Source organism: Inquilinus limosus DSM 16000, from assembly GCF_000423185.1.
Classification (GTDB): domain Bacteria; phylum Pseudomonadota; class Alphaproteobacteria; order DSM-16000; family Inquilinaceae; genus Inquilinus; species Inquilinus limosus.
The window spans coordinates 379,046-399,321 of the sequence record NZ_AUHM01000005.1; the positions used below are offsets into that span (position 1 = coordinate 379,046).

The window sequence follows — 20,276 nt, forward strand, 5'->3', positions numbered from 1 at the left end:
GCCCGCAGGCCGGTCGCGGCTGCCATGGTGCCGCCGCGATTTCCGGCTTGAGATTGGGCGAAAGGGGGACATCTGTCATGAGACTTCTGTTTGCGGTTCTGGCCGCCGGCATGCTCGCGACTGCCGCTTCGTCGGCTCTGGCGGAAACGAAGCCGGTCCTGTGCCCGGAGGCCGACGGGATGCTGCAGGACGACGCGATGCTCGGCGTCCTGGTCGAGGCGGCGCTCAACTCGTCCTACATCATGGCCAAGGACACCGACGATGGCGTGGACTGCCTGTGGCCGGTCCAGGCGCTGACCTATGACGGCTTCGATCTGCTGATCATGGCCCGGGGCCGCGTCGGCGGCATGGGGCATGGCGAGCCGGCGCGCCTCTCGGCCTATATCCTGCGACCCGACCCCTCGCGTCCGGCTCTCGACGGGCCCGGCTTCGTCACCGCCATCCCGGACTTCACCGATGTCGGGACCTACGGCAACCCCGGAGAGCTGGAGGCGGCGAGGTTCAACGGACGAGACGCCTTCGTCATCCGCAGCGTGGCGGTCTATCAGGGCTTCTCCTTCACCGATATCAACCTATACCTGCTCGAGAACGACCGGATCACCGCGGCCGAGCCGCTGCGGATCGGCGCCAGCAACGGCGGGGCGGTGGAGCAGGAGGGGGAGATCGTCCAGGTCGAGGGGCGCTACGACCTCGACAAGCCCGCCGCCGGTCGCATGGCGCTGAGCTTCGCCGTCACCAACAAGGGCCGGAAGCGCAGCGAGCAGGCGGTGGCCCGCCTCGACGGCACGAAATGGGTCATCGAGTCCGGCGCCGTGCCGCCCGAGCTGGACGAGATCGGGCAGTAGCGCGATCCGAACCCTCTTCCGATGAAAGCTGATCAAGGGCCTCTCCCGATGGGAGAGGCCCTTTCGCCTTTATCCGACCGGCCTTGGGCGACCCTCGCATTCGGGGCCGGCCTTGACTCCCGCCGCCTGCCCAGATAATAACTGACCGGTCAGTCATTAACGAAGGCGAGCGGACCGATATGGCCCAGGCGGCGAGGAAACGGCGCAAGGAGGCGCGGCCGGCGGAACTGCTGGACGCCGCCTTCGCCCTGTTCGTGGAGCGCGGCTTCGCCGCCACGCGGATGGAGGACATCGCCGCCCGGGCCGGGGTCAGCAAGGGCACGGTCTATCTCTACTTCCCCAGCAAGCAGGCGGTGTTCGAGGCGCTGGTGCGCCAGGCGGTGCTGCCCAATGTCGAGCGGCTGATCGGCGAGACGGCGCAGCCGGGGATGCCGGTGCCGGAGATCCTGGCCCGGCTGCTGCGCGCCATCATGCACACCGTGGCCGGGTCGCCGCTGCGCCAGTTCCCCCGGCTGATCATCGCCGAAGCCCCGCAGTTTCCCGAGCTGGCGCAGTTCTGGCGGGCGACGGTGATCGACCGGATGCTGGGCACCGTCGTCGGGCTGATCGAACGCGGCATCGCCGCCGGCGAGATCCGGCCGGTCGATCCGGCGGATGCCGGCAGGCTGCTGATCGCGCCGCTGCTGATGGCGGTGATCTGGGGCAGCACCTTCGTGCGCCAGGACGAGAGCTTCGACCTCGGCGTCTTCATCGACCGGCATCTCGACATCTATCTGCGCGGCATCGCGGCGGAGGCGCAGCCATGAAGGCGGGCCTTCGCATCGTCATCGTCCTTCTGCTCGGGGCCGCCGTCGCCGCCGGCTGGTGGTTCGACCTGCCGGGCCGGCTGGGCTGGCGCGAAGCGCAGGACGGCACGCTGACGCTCTACGGCAATGTCGACATCCGCCAGGCCGAGCTCGGTTTCCGCGTCTCCGGCCGGCTCACCGAGATGAAGCTGGAGGAGGGTGAGGCGGTGACCGCCGGCGCTGTGCTGGCGCGGCTCGACGATCGGCCGTTCCAGGACAGCGTCGCGGCGGCCAGGGCCAATGTCGCGGCGCGCCAGGCGGATCTCGACAAGCTGATCGCCGGCCCGCGCGCCGCCGAGATCGCCCAGGCCCGCGCCACGGTGGCGGAGCGCGAGGCCGATCTGGCGAACGCCAGGCTGGCCTTCGACCGCACGCAGGAGCTGCGCCAGAGAGGCAACGCGCCGCAATCGGCGCTGGACCAGGCCCAGGCCGACCGCGACATGGCCCAGGCCCGGCTTGAGCTGTCGCGGCAGGCGCTGGAGCTGCTGCTGGAAGGCAACCGGGCCGAGGACATCGCCGCCGGCCGCGCCGCCCTGGCCGCAGCCCAGGCCGAGCTCGCCTCCGCCGAGACCTCTCTCGCGGATGCGACGCTCGAAGCGCCGGCCGACGGCATCATCCTGTCGCGGGTGGCGGAGCCGGGCGCGATCATGTCGGCGAGCAGCGTCGCCTATGTGCTGTCGCTGACGAAGCCGGTCTGGGTCCGCGCCTATGTCGCCGAGCCCGATCTCGGCCGCGTCCATCCGGGCCTCGCGGTCGAGGTGGTCACCGATACGAGACCCGACCGGCCCTATCGCGGCCGCGTCGGCTTCGTCTCTCCGGTTTCGGAGTTCACGCCGAAGACGGTGCAGACGCCGGAGCTGCGCACCGACCTGGTCTACCGCCTGCGCATCATCGTCGACGACGCCGACCAGGGGCTGCGTCAGGGCATGCCGGTGACGGTGCGGGTACCCAGGGAGGGGGTGAGGTGACCAGAAACGCCCGGTTGAGCCCGTCCTTTCCTTGTCCCCCCTCCCCTTGCGGGCGACCGGATTCACGCATCTCTCGGGCGTCGTTCGCGTTGCCTCTCCCGCTTGCGGGAGAGGTCGGAGACGCGAAGCGGCTCCGGGTGAGGGCCTACGGCCGCGATCACCAGAGCTGGAGCGCCGAAAGTGTGAACGGATCATCCGCTCGCCTACGGCAAGGCCACGGCCTCGGCGAGACCGAGCCGTCCCCTCACCCGGACATCCTTCGGATGTCCGACCTCTCCCGCAAGCGGGAGAGGCAATCTGTTCCCACGCCCCCCGTCGATATCGCCGATCGATGTGTGAATGCCGTAGCTCCCGCGGGGGGAGGGGGGACTCAGTTATTTTCGGCCGGTGCGGGGTGAGGGTCATGCCATCGAGCAATCCCAGCCCCGCCCCGGCAACTGCGGACCTCGTCCGGATCGACGCCGTGACCAAGCGGTTCGGGCCGGGCAGGCCGGCGCTCGACGCGGTCACCGCGGCGATCGGCGGCGGCCGGATCACCGGCCTCGTCGGGCCGGACGGGGCGGGCAAGACCACGCTGATCCGGCTGATGACCGCGCTGATGTGGCCGGAGGAAGGGACGCTGACGGTCCTCGGCCACGACAGCCGGGCCGGGCCGGCGGCGATCCAGGCCGGGATCGGCTACATGCCGCAGCGCTTCGGCCTGTACGAGGACCTGACGGTGCAGGAGAATCTCGACCTCTACGCCGATCTCCGGGGCCTGCCGCGGGGTGAGCGGCCGGCGGTGTTCGACGAGATCCTGAGTTTCACCGACCTGAAACGCTTCACCGGCCGCCTGGCCGGCAAGCTGTCCGGCGGCATGAAGCAGAAGCTGGGCCTCGGCTGCGCCCTGCTGCGCAAGCCGCGCCTGTTGCTGCTGGACGAGCCGGGCGTCGGCGTCGACCCGATCTCGCGGCGCGAGCTGTGGGCCATGGTGCAGGATCTGACGCGCGAGGGCATCGGCGTGGTCTGGTCGACCGCCTATCTCGACGAGGCCGAGCGCTGCGACCGGGTGCTGCTGCTGAACGAAGGCAAGCTGCTCTATGAGGGCGAGCCGGACGGGCTGACCGGGCGGGTCGAAGGCCGGGTGTTCCGGCTGAGCGACATCGAGGGCCGCCGCCGGCAGGTGCTCGCGGCCGCGCTGGACCGGCCGGGCGTGATCGACGGCGTGATCCAGGGAACCGCGATCCGGCTGGTGACGAAGGAGGCGGCCGCGCCGTCCCCGCCGGAGGGGGCCGGCCCGGCCGCCAGGATCGACCCGGCGGCGCCGCGCTTCGAGGACGCCTTCATCGACATCCTGGGCGGCGGCCCCGGCGGCCGGTCGAAGCTGGCCGAGGCGCGCGAGCCGCTACCACCGCGCGAGGGGCCGGTGATCGAGGCGCGCGGTCTGACCAAGCGCTTCGGCGACTTCACCGCGGCGGCCGATATCAGCTTCGACATCCCGCGCGGCGAGATCTTCGGCCTGCTCGGCCCCAACGGCGCCGGCAAGTCGACCACCTTCAAAATGCTGTGCGGCCTCCTGAGGCCGACGGCGGGGGAGGGGCGGGTGGCCGGCTTCGACCTGCGCCGCGACACCGCCGAAGCGCGCAACCGCCTGGGCTACATGGCCCAGAAGTTCTCGCTCTACGGCGATCTCAGCGTCGCCCAGAACCTCGACTTCTTCGCCGGGGTCTACGGGCTCGACCGGCGCCGCGCGCGGCGGCAGATCGACCTGATGACGGAGATCTTCGCGCTCGGCGACCTGCTGCCGCGCTCGGCCGGCATCCTGCCGCTCGGCTTCAAACAGCGCCTGGCGCTGGCCTGCGCCGTGATGCACGAGCCCGAGGTGCTGTTCCTGGACGAGCCGACCTCCGGCGTCGACCCGATCAGCCGGCGCGAGTTCTGGACCCACATCAACGGCCTGGTCGAGAAGGGCGTGACGGTGCTGGTCACCACCCATTTCATGGAGGAGGCCGAGTACTGCGACCGGATCTCGCTGATCTATCGCGGCCGCTCGATCGCCCTCGGCTCGCCGGACGAGCTGAAGGCCCGGGTCGCAGGCCCGGACCGCCCCGATCCGACGATGGAGGACGCCTTCATTGCCCTGGTCGAGGCCTCGGATGTTCGGCAGGAGGCGGCATGATGAGTCTCCGTTCCGTGAGCGTGAAGGTCGAACTCAGCCATCGATCCAAGCAAAACGAGTCCCCCCTCCCCTCGCGGGAGGGGGGTAGGGGGAGGGGGTTCTCTCGGCCCGAGCCTGCCCCGGATCTCGGGAAGCCGGCTTGGGCGGCCGGGTCGCTCGGATGGCATTCGCGCGCGGACGCGCGCAGACCCCTCCCCCTATCCCCCTCCCGCAAGGGGAGGGGGGACAAAAAGGGGGCCCGGCGTGAAGGGGGCGACGCAGCCAGCCATCCCTTCGGGGGCCATCCATGACCGCCGCCGCCCACGACGCCGGCGCCGCCTCCTCCCGCGCCGACCGGCTGCGGCGCTTCGGGGCGCTGCTGTGGAAGGAGGGACGGCAGATCCTGCGCGACCCGTCCAGCCTGCTGATCGCCGTGGTGCTGCCGGTGCTGTTGCTGTTCCTGTTCGGCTACGCCCTGTCGCTCGACGCCGACCACACCCAGGTCGGCGTCGCGGTGGAGAGCCCGGGGCCGGAGGCGCGCGACCTCGCCGCCAGCTTCCAGGCCTCGCGCTATTTCGACGCCCGGATCGGCACCGACCGGCGGGAGTTCGCCGAGGATCTGGTGACAAATCGGGTCAAGGGCATCGTCGTGATCCCGGAGCGCTTCGCCGCCGAGGCAGCGCGGCCGGGCGGGACGCCGCAGATCCAGATCCTGGTCGACGGCACCGACCCGAACACCGCGAACTTCGTCATGGCCTATGCCCAGGGCACGCTCTCGGCCTGGCAGGCGCAGCGGGCCGCCGGGACCGGCGCCGACGGGACGCCGGCGATCGATGTCGAACAGCGCGTCTGGTTCAACCAGGAGCTGGTCAGCCGCAACACGCTGGTGCCCGGCGCCATCGCCATCGTCATGACCATGATCGGCACCCTCCTGACCGCGCTGGTGGTGGCGCGGGAGTGGGAGCGCGGCACGATGGAGGCGATGATGGCGACGCCGGTGACGGCGGCGGAGCTGCTGGCCGGCAAGATCCTGCCCTATTTCCTGCTCGGCCTGGCCTCGCTGACCCTCTGCGCGCTCGTCGCCGTGTTCCTGTTCGGGGTGCCGTTCCGCGGCTCGGTCGGGGCGCTGTACCTGACCACCGCCGCCTTCCTGTGCCCGGCGCTGGGGCTGGGCCTGATCATCTCCTCGGCGACGAAGAACCAGTTCCTGGCGTCGCAGCTGGCGCTGGTGGCGGGGTTCCTGCCGGCCTTCCTGCTGTCGGGCTTCCTGTTCGAGATCAACTCGATGCCGCGGCCGATCCAGCTGATCACCTACATCCTGCCGGCGCGCTATTACGTGCCGGCGCTGCAGACCGTGTTCCTGGCCGGGGACATCTGGCCGCTCTACCTGCGCAACATGGCGGTGCTGCTGTTCGAGGGCGCAGTGCTGTTCGCCCTGGCGGCGCGGCTGACCCGGAAGAGGCTGGCGTGATGTCGGGCCGGGGCAGAACGGGCCTGTCCTCTTACCCGAGCCGTCATGGCGAGGCGCGCAGCGCCATGACGATTTCAGGGATGGCGCGGAGGAATATGCAATGCTGCGCCGCCTGAAGGCCCTGATCATCAAGGAGCTGCTGGCCGTGCTGCGCGACCCGCGCAGCCGGATGATCCTGATCGTGCCGCCGATCCTGCAGCTCTTCGTCTTCGCCTATGCCGCGACGATGGAGGTGAAGAACGTCGACATCGCGCTGCTCGACCGCGACCGCGGCGCCTGGAGCCAGGAGCTGGTGCGGCGGATCGAGGGCACGCCGACCTTCCGCGCCATCCTGCCGGTCGAGACGCCGGAGGCCCTGCGCGAGGCGGTCGACCGGCAGCGCGTGCTGGCCGCGGTCCAGATCGGGCCCAGCTTCTCGCGCGACATCGCCGCCGGACGGCCGGCCGACCTGCAGATCATCCTGGACGGCCGCCGCTCCAACGCTTCGCAGCTCGCCGGCAACTACCTGTCGCAGATCGTCAGCGGCATGGCGGCCGATGCGGCCAGCCCCAGCGGCGTCGCGGCCCGGCCGGACGCGGCGGTGCCGCGCTTCTGGTTCAACCCGGCGCTGGACACGCAATGGTTCATGGTGCCGAACCTGATCGCCGTGATCGCCGTGCTGATCGGGCTCATCGTCACCGGCCTGACCATCGCGCGCGAGCGTGAGCTCGGCACCTTCGACCAGCTGCTCGTCTCGCCGCTCCGGGTGCACGAGATCCTGCTCGGCAAGACCGTCCCGTCGCTGCTGATCGGCTTCGCCCATTGCAGCTTCTACCTGCTGGTCGCGCTGGTCTGGTTCGGCCTGCCGCTGCGCGGGTCGCTCGGGATGTTCTACACCGGCGTGTTCTTCTACCTCCTGGCCCTGATCGGGGTCGGGCTGTTCATTTCCTCGCTCTCGGCGACGCAGCAGCAGGCGATCCTCGGATCGTTCCTGTTCATGATCCCGGCGACGCTGATGTCCGGCTTCGCCACGCCGATCGAGAACATGCCGGAATGGCTGCAGCCGGCGACCTACGCCAACCCGCTGCGCTACTTCCTGGTCATCGTCCGCGGCGTGTTCCTGAAGGGGCTGCCGGTCGACGAGATGCTGCGCAACACGGTGCCGCTGGCGCTGATCGCGCTGGTGACGCTGAGCGCGGCCGCATGGATGTTCCGCAGACGGATGGAGTAGAGCCCTTCAGGGCTGCGGGATGGTCCGGTTGTAGGGATCGTCGCCGGGCTCATGGGTCGGCTGGGTCCGGGCCTCCGCCGCCGGTGTCGGGTTGTGGACCGACAGGTTGAAATTGTCCCTGACCTCGTCCATCGAGCACGCGGCCATGGCGAGGCCCGCCAGAACCATCGGAAGGAACGCCCGCGCCGGATTCCGCATGATCCGCACTCCTCCTGGTGGCCGTCGCCGTCCGACGGCATCGCCCCTCGTTCTACGATCCTACTCGCCGCCGTCCTCCGCAAGGCCGCATCCGCGCCGCGATCGACGAGGCTCGCCCCGCGACCGGATCTCGGTCATGATAGCAGGCACCATGGACGATGTTGTCGAAGGCCTTGTCCGGATGCTTGACGGGACGTCGGTTCTCGTCGCCGTTTACGACAGCTTCGACCGGCTTCGCTACGCCAACCCGGCCTTCCGCGCCGCCTTCTTCATCGAGCCGGACGAGACGCCGCTGTGGTCCGAGATCATGCGACGGAACCATCGGACCGGCCGAGGTTCCGTCATCCAGGCCGAGGATTTCGAGGCCTGGCTGATCTCGACGCAATCCCGCCGCGGCAAGACCGCCTTCCGGGCCTACGAGACCGATCTGATCGACGGGCGGTGGCTGTGGATGACCGAGACCGTCCAGGGCGACGGCTGGATGCTCTGCATCGCCAGCGACATCACCGGCCTGCGGGTGGAAGAACGCGCCGTGCGGCAGGACAGGGATTTCGCGGTCAAGGCTTCCTACACCGACGAGCTGACCGGTGTCGCCAACCGCCGGTTCATGACCGAGCGGATCGAGGAGATGCTGCGCCGGCCGCCTTCCGAGGACGGCGTCCTCGGCTGCGTCGCGCTGCTGGACATCGACCATTTCAAGCCCGTCAACGACCGGCACGGCCATCAGGCCGGCGATCTCATCCTGCGCGACTTCGCACAGCGGATCGCCGGAATGGTCCGGCGGTCCGACTGCTTCGGCCGGATGGGCGGGGACGAGTTCCTGCTGGTCCTGCCGCGCACCCCGATCGAGCAGGCGGCCCTGATCGTCGAAAGGATGCTGGCCACGATCCGCACGGCAGAGCCGCTGCCGGACCGTCGCGACGTCACCTACACCTTCTCCGCCGGGTTGGCGGACGGCCGCCCCGGAGACACCGTCGCCAGCCTTTATGCGCGGGCGGACAAGGCGCTGTACTCCGCCAAGATGGGCGGCCGGAACCGGATCTTCTGCGACGGCTCGGAGCCTGACCGGCCCGCGATCGGGCAGTAGCCGGCGCTTGTATCCAAACAATTGATCCGTTTCGGAATTGGGCAGCTGCCTTTAGCTTGGGCAGCCGCCGGGCGGCAGCCGTCTTCCGGCCGATGCAGAGAGCCGGCGATGCGGACCGATACGTCTTCCTCCACCTTCGACGATGCGCCCGCGGCGCCGCGCGGCGGCGGCTCGGTGCTGCAGCCGGTCGCGGCCGGCCTCCTGGCCGCCATCGTCGGCTTCGCCAGCGCCTTCACCATCGTGCTGCAGGGCCTGGCGGCGGCCGGGGCCAGCCCGGCCCAGGCGGCTTCCGGGCTGCTCGCCGTGTGCATCGGCCAAGGGCTGCTGGCGATGGCGTTGTCCTGGCGGTCGAGGCAGCCGATCAGCATCGCCTGGTCGACCCCCGGCGCGGCGCTGCTGATCGCCACCGGTGTGCCTGCGGGCGGCTTCCCCGTCGCGGTCGGTGCCTTCCTGGTGGCGGCGGCGCTGGTGGTGGCGGCCGGGCTGTGGCGGCCCTTCGGCCGCCTCGTCACCGCGATCCCGACGCCTCTCGCCGGCGCCATGCTGGCCGGGGTGCTGCTCGATCTCTGCCTGGCGCCGGCCCGGGCGGTGGGCGCCATGCCGATGCTGGCCCTGCCGGTGCTGCTGGTCTGGGCGCTGACCTGGCGCTTCGCCCGGCTCTACGCCGTGCCCGCCGCAGTGGCCGCGGCGGTCGTGCTGATCGCGCTGACCACCGCCGTGCCCGCGGATGCCTTCGCCCATGCTTGGGCGGCGCCGGTCTTCGTCGCCCCGGCCTTCTCCACGGGCGCGATCATCGGCATCGCCGTGCCGCTGTTCATCGTCACCATGGCGTCGCAGAACGTGCCGGGCCTGGCGGTGCTGAACGCCAACGGCTACCGGCCGCCGGTCGGGCCGCTCTTCGTTGCCACCGGCGCGACCAGCGGCCTGACGGCGCTGTTCGGCGGCCATGCGGTGAACCTGTCGGCGATCACCGCCGCGCTCTGCGCCTCGGCCGAGGCGCATCCCGACCCGGCGCGGCGCTGGCCGGCGGCGGTGGTGGCGGGCGCCGCCTATGTCGTGATCGGCCTGTTCGCCGGCTTCGCCGCCGCCTTCATCGCCGCCTCGCCGCCGCTGCTGATCCAGGCGGTGGCCGGCCTCGCGCTGCTCGGCAGCCTCGGCGGCGCCCTGTCGACGGCGCTGGCGCGGGAGGAGGAGCGGCTGCCGGCCGTGGTCACCTTCGTCACCACCGTCTCCGGCCTGGCGCCCTTCGGCATCGGCGCCGCCTTCTGGGGTCTCCTGGCCGGCGGCGCCATGATGGCGCTGGCGCGGCTGAAGGGCTGAGGCGGTGATCCTCGCCACCCCGCGCCTCAGGCTACGGCCCTGGCGGGAGGGCGACCGCGACGGCTTCGCCGCCCTGACCGCCGATCCCGAGGTCATGCGCGACCTCGGCGGGCCGCTGGACCGGGCGGCGAGCGACGCCAAGCTCGACCGCTACCGTACAGCCTTCGACCGCCACGGCTTCTGCCGTTGGGCGGTCGAGACGCTGTCGGAGGAGTTCCTCGGCTATGCCGGGATCATGCCGCTGGGGCCGGACCATCCGCTCGGCCCCGGCGTCGAGATCGGCTGGCGGCTGATGCGGCACGCCTGGGGGCATGGCTATGCGACCGAGGCCGCCGGGGCGGCGCTGCGGGACGGATTCGGGCGGCTCGGCTTCCGCGAGATCCTGGCCTTTACCGCGCCCGACAACCTCCACTCGCAGGCGGTGATGGCGCGGTTGCGGCTGCAGCGGGACCCGTCGCGCGACTTCACCGCGACCTATGATGGCGCCGCGTGGCGCGGGCTGGTCTGGGTGGCGCGGGGCCAGGATCGCGTGGCGCCTCAATCCATCGGCAGCCCCGTCGAAAGTCGGACGTCGACCCCCGTCGCGTGCGGAGGCAATATCCCCGCAATCGATCTTTCTGCCGGACACCGCAAGATGACCCAAGCTGCCGATCACGCCATCCGCCTGCGGCGCGAGGCCTTCAATCGGGCTCTGGCCGAGGCGGACCTCGAGGCCATCGGCCCGCTTCTGGCCCAGGGCGCCATTCTGGTCACGGGCACGGACAGCGCCGTCATCTCCGGCCGAAAGGCCCAGCTCGCGGCATGGGAGCGCGAATTCGCGGCATCCCTGCGCACGATCTACACCCGGTCCCCCGACACCATCCTGGTCTCGCCCGTCGAGCCCATCGCCCTGGAGCACGGACGCTGGCAGGGCGTCACCGCCGCCGGCGGCCTGCCGCTCGCATCCGGCACCTACACCGCCAAATGGCGCAAGACCGGCGCGGATTGGGTGATCGAGGCCGAAATCTACCTCACGCTCGCCTGACCGGGCGGGCTGAGCCGGCGTTTGCGGCCCATATCAACGGCCATTGAGATCGAACCCGGCTTCCCTATGTCGTCATGGCGTGGAGCGCAGCGACGTGGCCATCCCAGGGGCCGGTGCGAGCGGCCCTGCATGGCCGCGCCCCTTCGGGGCTCGCCATGACGATCATGAGACCCGTGTGAGGCGTTCCCGCCGGCCCCAAATCCTGATCGAATTTTTATGCGCTCAGGGCGTGTGATCGGCCGCGATCACACGAGTCCGCAGGCCATCTGCGGAAAGGAGACTTCGTGCTCGACGTCCTGATGCTCGCCCTGGCCGCGGCGTTCTTCGCCGTGGCCCTGGGCTACGTGCTGCTTTGCGACCGGCTGTGAGGCGGCGATGACCTTCGACCTCGTCCTCGGCGGCGTGGTGTCCGTGCTGCTGCTCGGCTACCTCGTCTACGCCCTGGTCCGTCCCGAGAAGTTCTGAGGCGGCCATGACCCTCAACAGCTGGATCCAGATCGCGCTCTACTGCGCGATCGTCATCCTCCTCGTGCGTCCGCTCGGCGGCTACATGGCCCGCGTCTTCGCCGGCGAGCGCACCTTTCTCTCCCCCGTGCTGCGGCCGGTCGAGCGCGTGCTCTACGCCGCCGCCGGCGTGCGCGAGGAGCGCGAGCAGCACTGGACCGGCTATGCCTTCGGCATGCTGCTGTTCAGCCTGGCCGGCTTCGTTCTGCTGTATGGGCTGCAGCGCCTGCAGACCGCGCTGCCCTACAACCCGCAGGGCATGGCGGCGGTCGAGCCGGGCCTCGCCTTCAACACCGCGGTCAGCTTCGTCACCAACACCAACTGGCAGTCCTATGGCGGCGAAAGCACCATGGGCTATCTGGTGCAGATGGCCGGGCTGACGGTGCAGAACTTCGTGTCGGCCGCGACCGGCATCGCGCTGGCCATCGCCCTCGTGCGCGGCTTCGCCCGGCGCTCGGCCCAGACCATCGGCAATTTCTGGGTCGACCTGACCCGGGCCACGCTCTACGTGCTGCTGCCGATCTGCGTCGTCGCCACGGTCTTCTTCGTCTGGCAGGGCGTGCCGCAGAACCTGAACGCCTATGTCGACGCCACGACGCTGGAGGGCGCGCATCAGACGATCGCCCAGGGGCCGGTGGCCTCGCAGCTGGCGATCAAGATGCTGGGCACCAATGGCGGCGGCTTCTTCAACGCCAATTCGGCCCATCCCTACGAGAACCCGACGGCGCTGTCGAACCTGGTCCAGATGGTGCTGATCTTCGCGATCGGCGCTGCCCTCACCAACACCTTCGGCCGCATGGTCGGCAATGAGCGCCAGGGCTGGGCGATCTTCGCCGCCATGGGCGTGCTGTTCCTCGCCGGCGTCTTCGTCGCCTATTGGCAGGAAGCGAACGGCGGCCACCTCCTGGCCTCGCTCGGCGTCGACCCCGCGCTCGGCAACATGGAGGGCAAGGAGATCCGCTTCGGCGAGGCGCTGTCGGCCCTGTTCGCTGTGGTCACCACCGCCGCCTCCTGCGGCGCGGTCATCGCCATGCATGACAGCTTCACCGCGCTCGGCGGCATGGTGCCGCTGGTCAACATGATGCTGGGTGAGGTGGTGATCGGCGGCGTCGGCGCCGGCCTCTACGGCATGCTGCTCTTCGTCGTCGAGGCGATCTTCGTCGCCGGGCTGATGGTCGGCCGCACGCCGGAGTACGTCGGCAAGAAGATCGAGGCGAAGGAGGTCAAGATGACCATGCTCGCCCTCCTGATCCTGCCGGCCTCGATGCTGGGCTTCACCGCGCTGGCGGTGTCGATCCAGCCCGGCCTCGCCGGCATCCTCAACCCCGGCCCGCACGGCTTCTCCGAGGTGCTGTACGCCTACACCTCGGGCACCGCCAACAACGGCTCGGCCTTCGGCGGGCTGACGGCGACCTCGCTGTTCTACACCGTCACCCTCGGCTTCGCGATGCTGATCGGCCGCTTCCTGATGATCGTGCCGATGCTGGCCGTCGCCGGGTCGCTCGCCGCAAAACGCAGTCTGCCGCCGTCCTCCGGCACCTTCCCGACCACCGGGCCGCTCTTCGTCGGCCTCCTGATCGGCGTGGTGCTGATCATGGGCGGCCTGACCTTCTTCCCGGCCCTGGCGCTGGGCCCGGTGGCCGAACACCTGGCCGGCGCCGCCGGCACCCTGTTCTGATCGGACCTGTCCGTCATGAAAGCCAACTCTCCGGCGTCGCTGTTCGACGCCAAGATCCTGGGCCCGGCCGCGATCGACGCGGTGCGCAAGCTCGACCCGCGCGTCATGTGGCGCAACCCGGTGATGTTCGTGGTCGAGGTCGTCGCCGCCCTCACCAGCGTGCTGCTGCTGCGCGACATCGCCGCCGGCGCTTCCGGCATCGGCTTCACCCTCCAGATCGTGCTCTGGCTCTGGTTCACCGTGCTGTTCGCGAATTTCGCGGAAGCGGTGGCCGAGGGCCGCGGCAAGGCCCAGGCCGAGACCCTGCGCCGGACCCGGACCGAGACCACCGCCAAGCGCCTGGCCGACCCGGCCGGCGAGGCGTGGGAGCCGGTGCCGGCGCTGTCGCTGCGCCAGGGCGATGTCGTGCTGGTCGAGGCCGGCGACCTGATCCCCTCCGACGGCGAGGTGGTGGAGGGCATCGCCTCGGTCGACGAAAGCGCGATCACCGGCGAATCCGCCCCCGTGATCCGCGAGTCGGGCGGCGACCGGTCGGCCGTCACCGGCGGCACAAGGGTGCTGTCGGACTGGGTCAAGGTGCGCATCACCGCGGCCCCGGGGTCGACCTTCCTCGACCGCATGATCGGGCTGGTGGAAGGCGCGCAGCGCCAGAAGACGCCGAACGAGATCGCGCTGAACATCCTGCTGGCCGGCCTGTCGATCATCTTCGTCTTCGCCACGGTCACCATCCCCAGCTTCGCCGCCTATGCCGGCGGGGCGATCCCGGTCGTCGTGCTGGTGGCGCTGTTCGTCACCCTGATCCCGACCACGATCGGCGCGCTGCTCTCGGCCATCGGCATCGCCGGCATGGACCGCCTGGTGCGCTTCAACGTGCTGGCCATGTCCGGCCGCGCGGTGGAGGCGGCGGGCGACGTCGACACGCTGCTGCTGGACAAGACCGGCACCATCACCCTCGGCAATCGCCTGGCCACGGAGTTCGTGCCGCTGCCCGGCATCGGAGAGGCCGAGCTGGCGGACGCCGCCCAGCTCTCCTCGCTCAGCGACGAGACGCCGGAGGGCCGGTCGATCGTGGTGCTGGCGAAGGAGAAATACGGGCTGCGCGCCCGCGAGGTCGGCCGCATGCACGCGCGCTTCGTGCCCTTCGCCGCGCAGACGCGGATGAGCGGCGTCGACGTCGAGGGCTCGGTCATCCGCAAGGGCGCGGTCGATGCCATCGTCGCCCATGTCCGCGAGGCCGCCGGCAACCCGCGCCTGGCCATGCCGGCGGCGCTGGAGCAGATCGCCGAGCGCATCGCCAAATCCGGCGGCACGCCGCTGGCCGTCGCCAAGGACGGCCGGCCGCTCGGCGTCATCCACCTGAAGGACGTGGTCAAGGGCGGCATCCGCGAGCGCTTCGCCGAGCTGCGGCGGATGGGCATCCGCACCATCATGATCACCGGCGACAACCCGCTGACCGCGGCGGCGATCGCGGCCGAGGCCGGGGTCGACGACTTCCTGGCCCAGGCGACGCCCGAGAACAAGCTGACGCTGATCCGCGAGGAGCAGGCCAAGGGCCGGCTGGTGGCGATGTGCGGCGACGGCACCAACGACGCGCCGGCGCTGGCCCAGGCCGATGTCGGCGTGGCGATGCAGACCGGCACCCAGGCGGCGCGCGAGGCCGGCAACATGGTCGACCTCGACAGCGACCCGACCAAGCTGATCGAGGTGGTGGGCATCGGCAAGCAGCTGCTGATCACCCGCGGCGCCCTGACCACCTTCTCGATCGCCAACGACGTGGCCAAGTACTTCGCCATCATCCCGGCGATGTTCCTGGCCTTCTACCCGCAGCTCGGCGTGCTCAACGTCATGGGCCTGCATTCGCCGCAGAGCGCGATCCTGTCGGCGATCATCTTCAACGCGCTGATCATCATCGCCCTGATCCCGCTGGCGCTGCGCGGCGTGCGCTACCGGGCGCTGAGCGCGGCCGCGCTGCTGCGGCGCAACCTTCTGATCTACGGCCTGGGCGGCCTCGTCGTCCCGTTCATCGGGATCAAGGCGATCGACCTGATCGTCACCGCCCTCGGCCTGGCGTGAGGCAACCATGCTGAACCAGATCCGACCCGCCCTGGTGATGGTCGTCCTGCTGACGATCCTCACCGGCCTCGCCTATCCCCTCGCCATGACCGGCATTGCCCAGGGGCTGTTCCCCAACCAGGCCGATGGCAGCCTGGTGAAGCGGTCCGACGGCACCGTCATCGGCTCGTCGCTGATCGGCCAGGAGTTCGCCGGCGACAGGTACTTCCACGGCCGGCCGTCGGCGACGGCGCCGACGCCGTACAACGCCGCCAGCTCGGCCGGCTCCAATCTCGGCCCCACCGCCCGGGCGCTCGCCGACCGGGTGAAGGCCGATGTCGACGCGCTGGCGGCGCAGGGCATCGAAACCCCGCCGGCCGACATGGTCACCAGCTCGGCCTCCGGCCTCGATCCGGACATCAGCCCGGCCAATGCCGAGCTGCAGGTCGCCCGCGTCGCCGCCGCCCGCGGCCTGCCGCCGGAGCGGGTGCGCCAGGCGGTGCAGGACGCGACCTCCGGCCGGCTCTTCGGCCTGATCGGCGAGCCGCGGGTCAACGTCCTCCAGCTCAACATGGCGCTGGACGGGCTGAAGACGCCGTAGTCTCCTCCCCGCATGGTATCGATCGATCGGTCCGACGACGATCATCGCCCCTCGCCGGAAGCTCTGCTCGAGGCGGTCGCGAAAACCCGCGGCCGCCTCAAGATCTTCCTCGGGGCGGCGCCCGGCGTCGGCAAGACCTACGAGATGCTGTCCCAGGGCGCCGCGCGGCGGCGTGACGGGCTCGACGTCGTCATCGGCGTGGTCGAGACCCATGGCAGGGCCGAGACCCAGGCGCTGGTCGACGGCTTCGAGATCATCCCCCGCCGCCGGGTCGAGCATCGCGGCCGGCTGCTGCAGGAGATGGATCTCGACGCGATCCTCGAGCGCCGGCCGGCCCTGGTGCTGGTCGACGAGCTGGCCCACACCAACGCGCCCGGCAGCCGCCACGACAAGCGCTATCAGGATGTCGAGGAGATCCTGGCCGCCGGGATCGACGTCTGGACCACGCTGAACATCCAGCATGTCGAGAGCCTGAACGACGTCGTCGCCCAGATCACCCGCATCCGGGTGCGCGAGACGGTGCCGGATTCCTGGATCGACGGCGCCGACGAGATCGAGCTGATCGACCTGACGCCGGAGGACCTGCAGAAGCGGCTGGCCGAGGGCAAGGTCTATATCCGCGACCAGGCCCGGCGGGCGGTCGAGCATTTCTTCAAGCCCGGCAACCTGACGGCGCTGCGCGAGCTGGCGCTGCGCCGCACCGCCCAGCGGGTCGACGACCAGATGCTGGGCTATATGCGGGCCCACGCCATCACCGGGCCCTGGGCGGCCGGCGACCGCATCATGGTCTGCGTCAGCGAGGCGCCGAACAGCGAGGCGCTGGTCCGCTACGCCCGGCGCATGGCCGACCGGCTGGGCGCCCGCTGGAGCGCGGTCTATATCGAGGGTTCGCGCCACCACCGGCTGAGCGAGGCCGAGCGCGACCGCATCGCCCGCGCCCTGCTGCTGGCCGAGAAGCTGGGCGGCGAGACGGTGACCGTCCCGGCCAACGACATCGTCGCCGAGATCCTGGCCTACGCCCGGCGCAACAACATCACCCAGATCGTCATCGGCAAATCCGACCGGTCGCGCTGGTTCGAGATGCTGCACGGCTCGGTGGTGCACGACCTGGTGCGCAAGGCGGGCACGATCTCGGTCCATGTCATGGCGGGGGAGGAGGCGGAGCCCGGTCAGGAGCGGATCCAGACCCGCCCGGCCGAGTCCGGCTTCGACCTGCGGCCCTATCTGGTCGCCGCGATCGGCGTGGCGGCGACGACCGCGGCCGCCCATCTGGTCGCCTTCGTCGCCACCGCCAACAGCATCGCCCTCGTCTTCCTGATCCCGGTGCTGTTCAGCGCCGCGCGCTACGGGCTGGGGCCGTCGATCTTCGCTTCCATCCTCAGCGTGTTCGCGGTCAACTTCTTCTTCCTGCCGCCGCTCTACAGCCTGGTCATCGCCGACCCGTCGAACGTCACCTCGCTGGTGTTCTTCCTGGTGGTCGCGGTCGTCACCTCGAACCTGCAGAGCCGGGCCCGGCTGCAGGCCCGCAGCGCCGCGGCGCGGGCCAAGGCGACGGCGGAGCTGTTCGGATTCAGCCGCAAGCTGGCGGCGATCGCCTCGGCCGACGACCTGCTCTGGGCCGCCGCCTACCAGATCGCGGCGATGCTGAAGCTGCGCGTCGTCATCCTGATGCCGCAGGAGGGCTCGCTGCAGGTGGTGGCGGGCTATCCGCCCGAGGACCGGATCGAGGAGCCGGAGCGGGCGGCGGCGCAGTGGAGCTGGGCCAGCAACCGGCCGGCGGGGCGGGGGGCCGACACGCTGCCCGGCGGCAAATGGCTGTTCCTGCCCTGGCGCACCGCCTCGGCCCAGATCGGCGTGATCGGCATCGACCGCGACCAGCCGGGGCCGCTGCTGAGCCCCGACGACCAGCGGCTGCTGGAATCGCTGATGGACCAGGCAGCGGTGGCGATCGAGCGGGTGCACCTTGCCAAGGATGTCGACGAGGCGCGGGTGGTGGCGGAGACGGAGCGGCTGCGCGCCGCCCTGCTGACCTCGATCAGCCACGATCTGCGCACGCCTCTGGCCTCGATCATCGGCGCCGTCTCCAGCCTGCGCCGCTACGACGCCACGCTGGACCCGAAGGCGCGGGCGGAGCTGATGGAGACGGCGGAGGACGAGGCCGAGCGGCTGAACCGCTTCGTCGGCAACCTGCTCGACATGACCCGGCTCGAATCCGGCGTGCTGCAGCCGAAGCTGGAGGCGACCGAGGTGGCGGAGGTGATCGGCGCGGCGGCGGAGCGGTGCGCGGCCATGGTCGCCCGCCACCGCCTCGCGCTCGACATCGCGCCCCGTCTGCCACTCTATCTGCTCGATCCGATCCTCCTGGAGCAGGTGCTGGTCAACCTGATCGACAACGCGGCCAAATACGCCCCGGCCGGCACCACCATCACGGTGTCGGCGCGGGAGGAGAAGGGGCTCGTGATCCGGGTGCAGGACGAGGGCGACGGCATCCCCGAGGACAAGCTGGAGGCGATCTTCGACAAGTTCCACCGCATCCATCACGGCGACAGCGCCCAGGCCGGCACCGGGCTCGGCCTCGCCATCTGCCGCGGCTTCGTCGAGATCCTGGGCGGGCGGATCACCGCCGGCAACCGTGGTGACCGGCGCGGCGCCATGTTCACGGTGACCTTCCCGGCCGAACTGGCGGCGCCGGCCCTGCCGGGCACGTCGATGGGGGTGTGATGCGAATGCTCGCGTTTTCCGTCTCTCCCTTCTTTCGTCATGGCGAGGCGCGTAGCGCCGTGGCCATCCAGGGGCCGGTGCGAGCCGCCCTGGATGGCCACGCCCCTTCGGGGTTCGCCATGGCGGGCCGGAATTTCGGACCGCCAACATGACGCCCTCCGACACCCGGTCCGCCCCCCGCATCCTGATCATCGACGACGAGCCGCAGATCCGCCGCTTCCTCAAGATCAGCCTGGCCGCCGACGGCTACGCCCCGATCGAGGCGGCGGGCGGGGCGGAGGGGCTGGAGCGGGTGGCGCAGGACCGGCCGGACCTGGTGATCCTCGACCTCGGCCTGCCCGACATCGACGGCCAGCAGGTGCTGAGCCGGATCCGCGAGCTGTCTTCCGTGCCGGTGATCGTGCTGTCGGTCCGCGCCGGCGAGGCGGAGAAGGTCGAGGCGCTGGACCGTGGCGCCAACGACTACGTCACCAAGCCCTTCGGCATCGCCGAGCTGACCGCCCGGCTGCGCGCCGCCCTGCGCCACCGCGGGCAGGAGGACGCCGAGGCGGTGATCGAGGCCGGGTCGCTGACGGTCGATGTGCCGCATCGTCGGGTGCGGCTCGACGGGCGGGAGATCCGGCTGTCGAAGAAGGAGTTCGAGATCCTGCGCCTGCTCGCCGCCCATCACGGACGGGTGGTGACGCATCAGAAGATCCTGCGCGAGGTCTGGGGCCCGGCCCATATCGACGCCATGCAGTATCTCCGCGTCTATGTCGGCCAGCTGCGCCAGAAGCTGGGCGACGATCCGGCCCGGCCGCGTCTGATCGCGACCGAGCCGGGCGTCGGCTACCGGCTGGTGGTGGAGGAGGGATAGTCCCTCAGTGCAGCGCCGGTGACGCGCGTTCCGGCCGTCCGGCCGGGCGGCTGCGGCCGACGCGGAGGGCGACGGGAAGGCACAGCAGCGGGGCCAGGGCGAACAGGCCGAACAGCCATCGGGCGGCGCTCCTGGTCCCTTCGATCCCGCCCGGATCCAGGAGCCCGCCGAGGTTGGCCGCCATGCCGGCGAGGGCGGCGGCCAGCGCCGTTACGAACATCTGCACCGTGGTCAGGGAGCTGGCGGCGAGGGTCTTCTCGTCCTCGGGCGCCGTCTGCAGCACCCGCGTCAGCAGATGCGGCCAGGCCGACCCGACGCCGAGCCCGATGCAGACCAGCGCCGCGCAGATCGGGGCCAGCAGACTCCAGTCGTTGTCGCCGCCGATCGGCACCAGCGCGGCCAGGCACGCCATCCCGGCCAGGGCTAGAGCATTTTCCGATCAGTCGCGGTCATATCCGGCAGCAGTAAAGTAGTTCTGGCAATCGTCAGGTGTGAAGGCGTCGACGGCCAGTGCGATCGCCTGCCAGAGGTCGTCGACGGTCCTGGGGGCGAGCTTCTTGAGGAAGGCCTTGAGTTTGGAGAAGGCCATCTCGATCGGGTTGAAGTCTGGGCTATAGGCCGGCAGGAAGCGCAGCTTGGCGCCGGTGCCTTCGATGGCGCTGCGCACGGCAGCAGGTTTGTGGGCGGGCAGGTTGTCCATGACGACGATGTCGCCCGGGTTCAGCGTCGGGACCAGGACCTGCTCGACATAGGCCAGGA

At 70.5% G+C, this 20,276-nt stretch carries 18 protein-coding genes; 15 read left to right on the forward strand and 3 right to left on the reverse strand.

Translation table 11 applies throughout. The features are described from left to right. Positions 1-77: 77 nt before the first annotated feature. The 6 genes from G537_RS0109120 to G537_RS0109145 all read left to right on the forward strand — a co-directional run bounded on the left by G537_RS0109120 (position 78) and on the right by G537_RS0109145 (position 7,476). Positions 78-845, forward strand: coding sequence for a hypothetical protein (locus G537_RS0109120; RefSeq protein WP_026869857.1), 768 nt, complete (start codon positions 78-80; stop codon positions 843-845). A 179-nt stretch (positions 846-1,024) separates the two neighbouring features. After that, complete coding sequence (locus G537_RS0109125; RefSeq protein WP_034851051.1) at positions 1,025-1,651, forward strand: TetR/AcrR family transcriptional regulator; 627 nt, start codon at positions 1,025-1,027, stop codon at positions 1,649-1,651. Further along, positions 1,648-2,658 (forward strand): secretion protein HlyD, encoded by a 1,011-nt coding sequence (gene hlyD, locus G537_RS0109130; protein WP_026869859.1) that lies wholly within the window; start codon positions 1,648-1,650, stop codon positions 2,656-2,658. The genes G537_RS0109125 and hlyD overlap by 4 nt, the downstream gene beginning before the upstream one ends. Before the next feature lie 463 nt (positions 2,659-3,121). Continuing rightward, positions 3,122-4,816 carry an ATP-binding cassette domain-containing protein gene (locus G537_RS0109135; protein WP_425402281.1) on the forward strand — a complete coding sequence of 565 codons (1,695 nt, stop codon included), beginning with the start codon at positions 3,122-3,124 and terminating at the stop codon, positions 4,814-4,816. Between the two features lie 286 nt (positions 4,817-5,102). Next, positions 5,103-6,266 carry an ABC transporter permease gene (locus tag G537_RS0109140; protein WP_034851053.1) on the forward strand — a complete coding sequence of 388 codons (1,164 nt, stop codon included), beginning with the start codon at positions 5,103-5,105 and terminating at the stop codon, positions 6,264-6,266. Between the two features lie 100 nt (positions 6,267-6,366). Next, positions 6,367-7,476: an ABC transporter permease gene (locus G537_RS0109145; protein WP_026869862.1), complete on the forward strand. Its 1,110-nt coding sequence runs from the start codon at positions 6,367-6,369 to the stop codon at positions 7,474-7,476. Positions 7,477-7,482: 6 nt separating this feature from the next. Here G537_RS0109145 and G537_RS0109150 read toward each other — a convergent pair whose 3' ends face one another. Continuing rightward, positions 7,483-7,674 (reverse strand): hypothetical protein, encoded by a 192-nt coding sequence (locus G537_RS0109150; protein WP_026869863.1) that lies wholly within the window; start codon positions 7,672-7,674, stop codon positions 7,483-7,485. Positions 7,675-7,810: 136 nt separating this feature from the next. Between G537_RS0109150 and G537_RS0109155 the strand changes: the two genes are divergently transcribed. From G537_RS0109155 to G537_RS0109200, 9 genes are all read left to right on the forward strand, one after another. Then, a complete protein-coding gene (locus G537_RS0109155) occupies positions 7,811-8,761 on the forward strand; it encodes a sensor domain-containing diguanylate cyclase (RefSeq protein ID WP_245578984.1) in 951 nt (316 codons plus the stop codon). A 108-nt stretch (positions 8,762-8,869) separates the two neighbouring features. After that, on the forward strand, positions 8,870-10,081 hold the full coding sequence (locus tag G537_RS0109160) for a benzoate/H(+) symporter BenE family transporter (RefSeq protein WP_026869865.1): 1,212 nt from the start codon (positions 8,870-8,872) through the stop codon (positions 10,079-10,081). A gap of 4 nt (positions 10,082-10,085) precedes the next feature. Beyond that, a complete protein-coding gene (locus G537_RS43595) occupies positions 10,086-11,105 on the forward strand; it encodes a GNAT family N-acetyltransferase (protein WP_155888553.1) in 1,020 nt (339 codons plus the stop codon). A 375-nt stretch (positions 11,106-11,480) separates the two neighbouring features. Next, positions 11,481-11,570 carry a K(+)-transporting ATPase subunit F gene (gene kdpF, locus G537_RS42665; protein WP_064742096.1) on the forward strand — a complete coding sequence of 30 codons (90 nt, stop codon included), beginning with the start codon at positions 11,481-11,483 and terminating at the stop codon, positions 11,568-11,570. Between the two features lie 7 nt (positions 11,571-11,577). Further along, positions 11,578-13,287 carry a potassium-transporting ATPase subunit KdpA gene (kdpA, locus tag G537_RS0109180; RefSeq protein ID WP_026869867.1) on the forward strand — a complete coding sequence of 570 codons (1,710 nt, stop codon included), beginning with the start codon at positions 11,578-11,580 and terminating at the stop codon, positions 13,285-13,287. A 15-nt stretch (positions 13,288-13,302) separates the two neighbouring features. Further along, positions 13,303-15,360, forward strand: a complete 2,058-nt coding sequence (gene kdpB, locus G537_RS0109185; protein ID WP_026869868.1) for a potassium-transporting ATPase subunit KdpB — start codon at positions 13,303-13,305, stop codon at positions 15,358-15,360. Positions 15,361-15,367: 7 nt separating this feature from the next. Further along, positions 15,368-15,940, forward strand: a complete 573-nt coding sequence (gene kdpC / locus G537_RS0109190; protein WP_026869869.1) for a potassium-transporting ATPase subunit KdpC — start codon at positions 15,368-15,370, stop codon at positions 15,938-15,940. Positions 15,941-15,952: 12 nt separating this feature from the next. Next, entirely contained in the window at positions 15,953-18,661 is a 2,709-nt protein-coding gene (locus G537_RS0109195; protein WP_026869870.1) for a sensor histidine kinase, read from the forward strand. A gap of 148 nt (positions 18,662-18,809) precedes the next feature. Further along, complete coding sequence (locus G537_RS0109200; protein ID WP_026869871.1) at positions 18,810-19,517, forward strand: response regulator; 708 nt, start codon at positions 18,810-18,812, stop codon at positions 19,515-19,517. Positions 19,518-19,521: 4 nt separating this feature from the next. On the opposite strand, the gene G537_RS0109205 is transcribed toward G537_RS0109200, so the two are convergent. Both G537_RS0109205 and G537_RS0109210 read right to left on the reverse strand, forming a co-directional pair. After that, positions 19,522-19,929, reverse strand: a complete 408-nt coding sequence (locus tag G537_RS0109205; RefSeq protein WP_026869872.1) for a hypothetical protein — start codon at positions 19,927-19,929, stop codon at positions 19,522-19,524. A 27-nt stretch (positions 19,930-19,956) separates the two neighbouring features. Further along, positions 19,957-20,276, reverse strand: a 320-nt coding sequence (locus G537_RS0109210) for a transposase (protein ID WP_026869873.1), incomplete at its 5' end; no start/stop codon positions are given.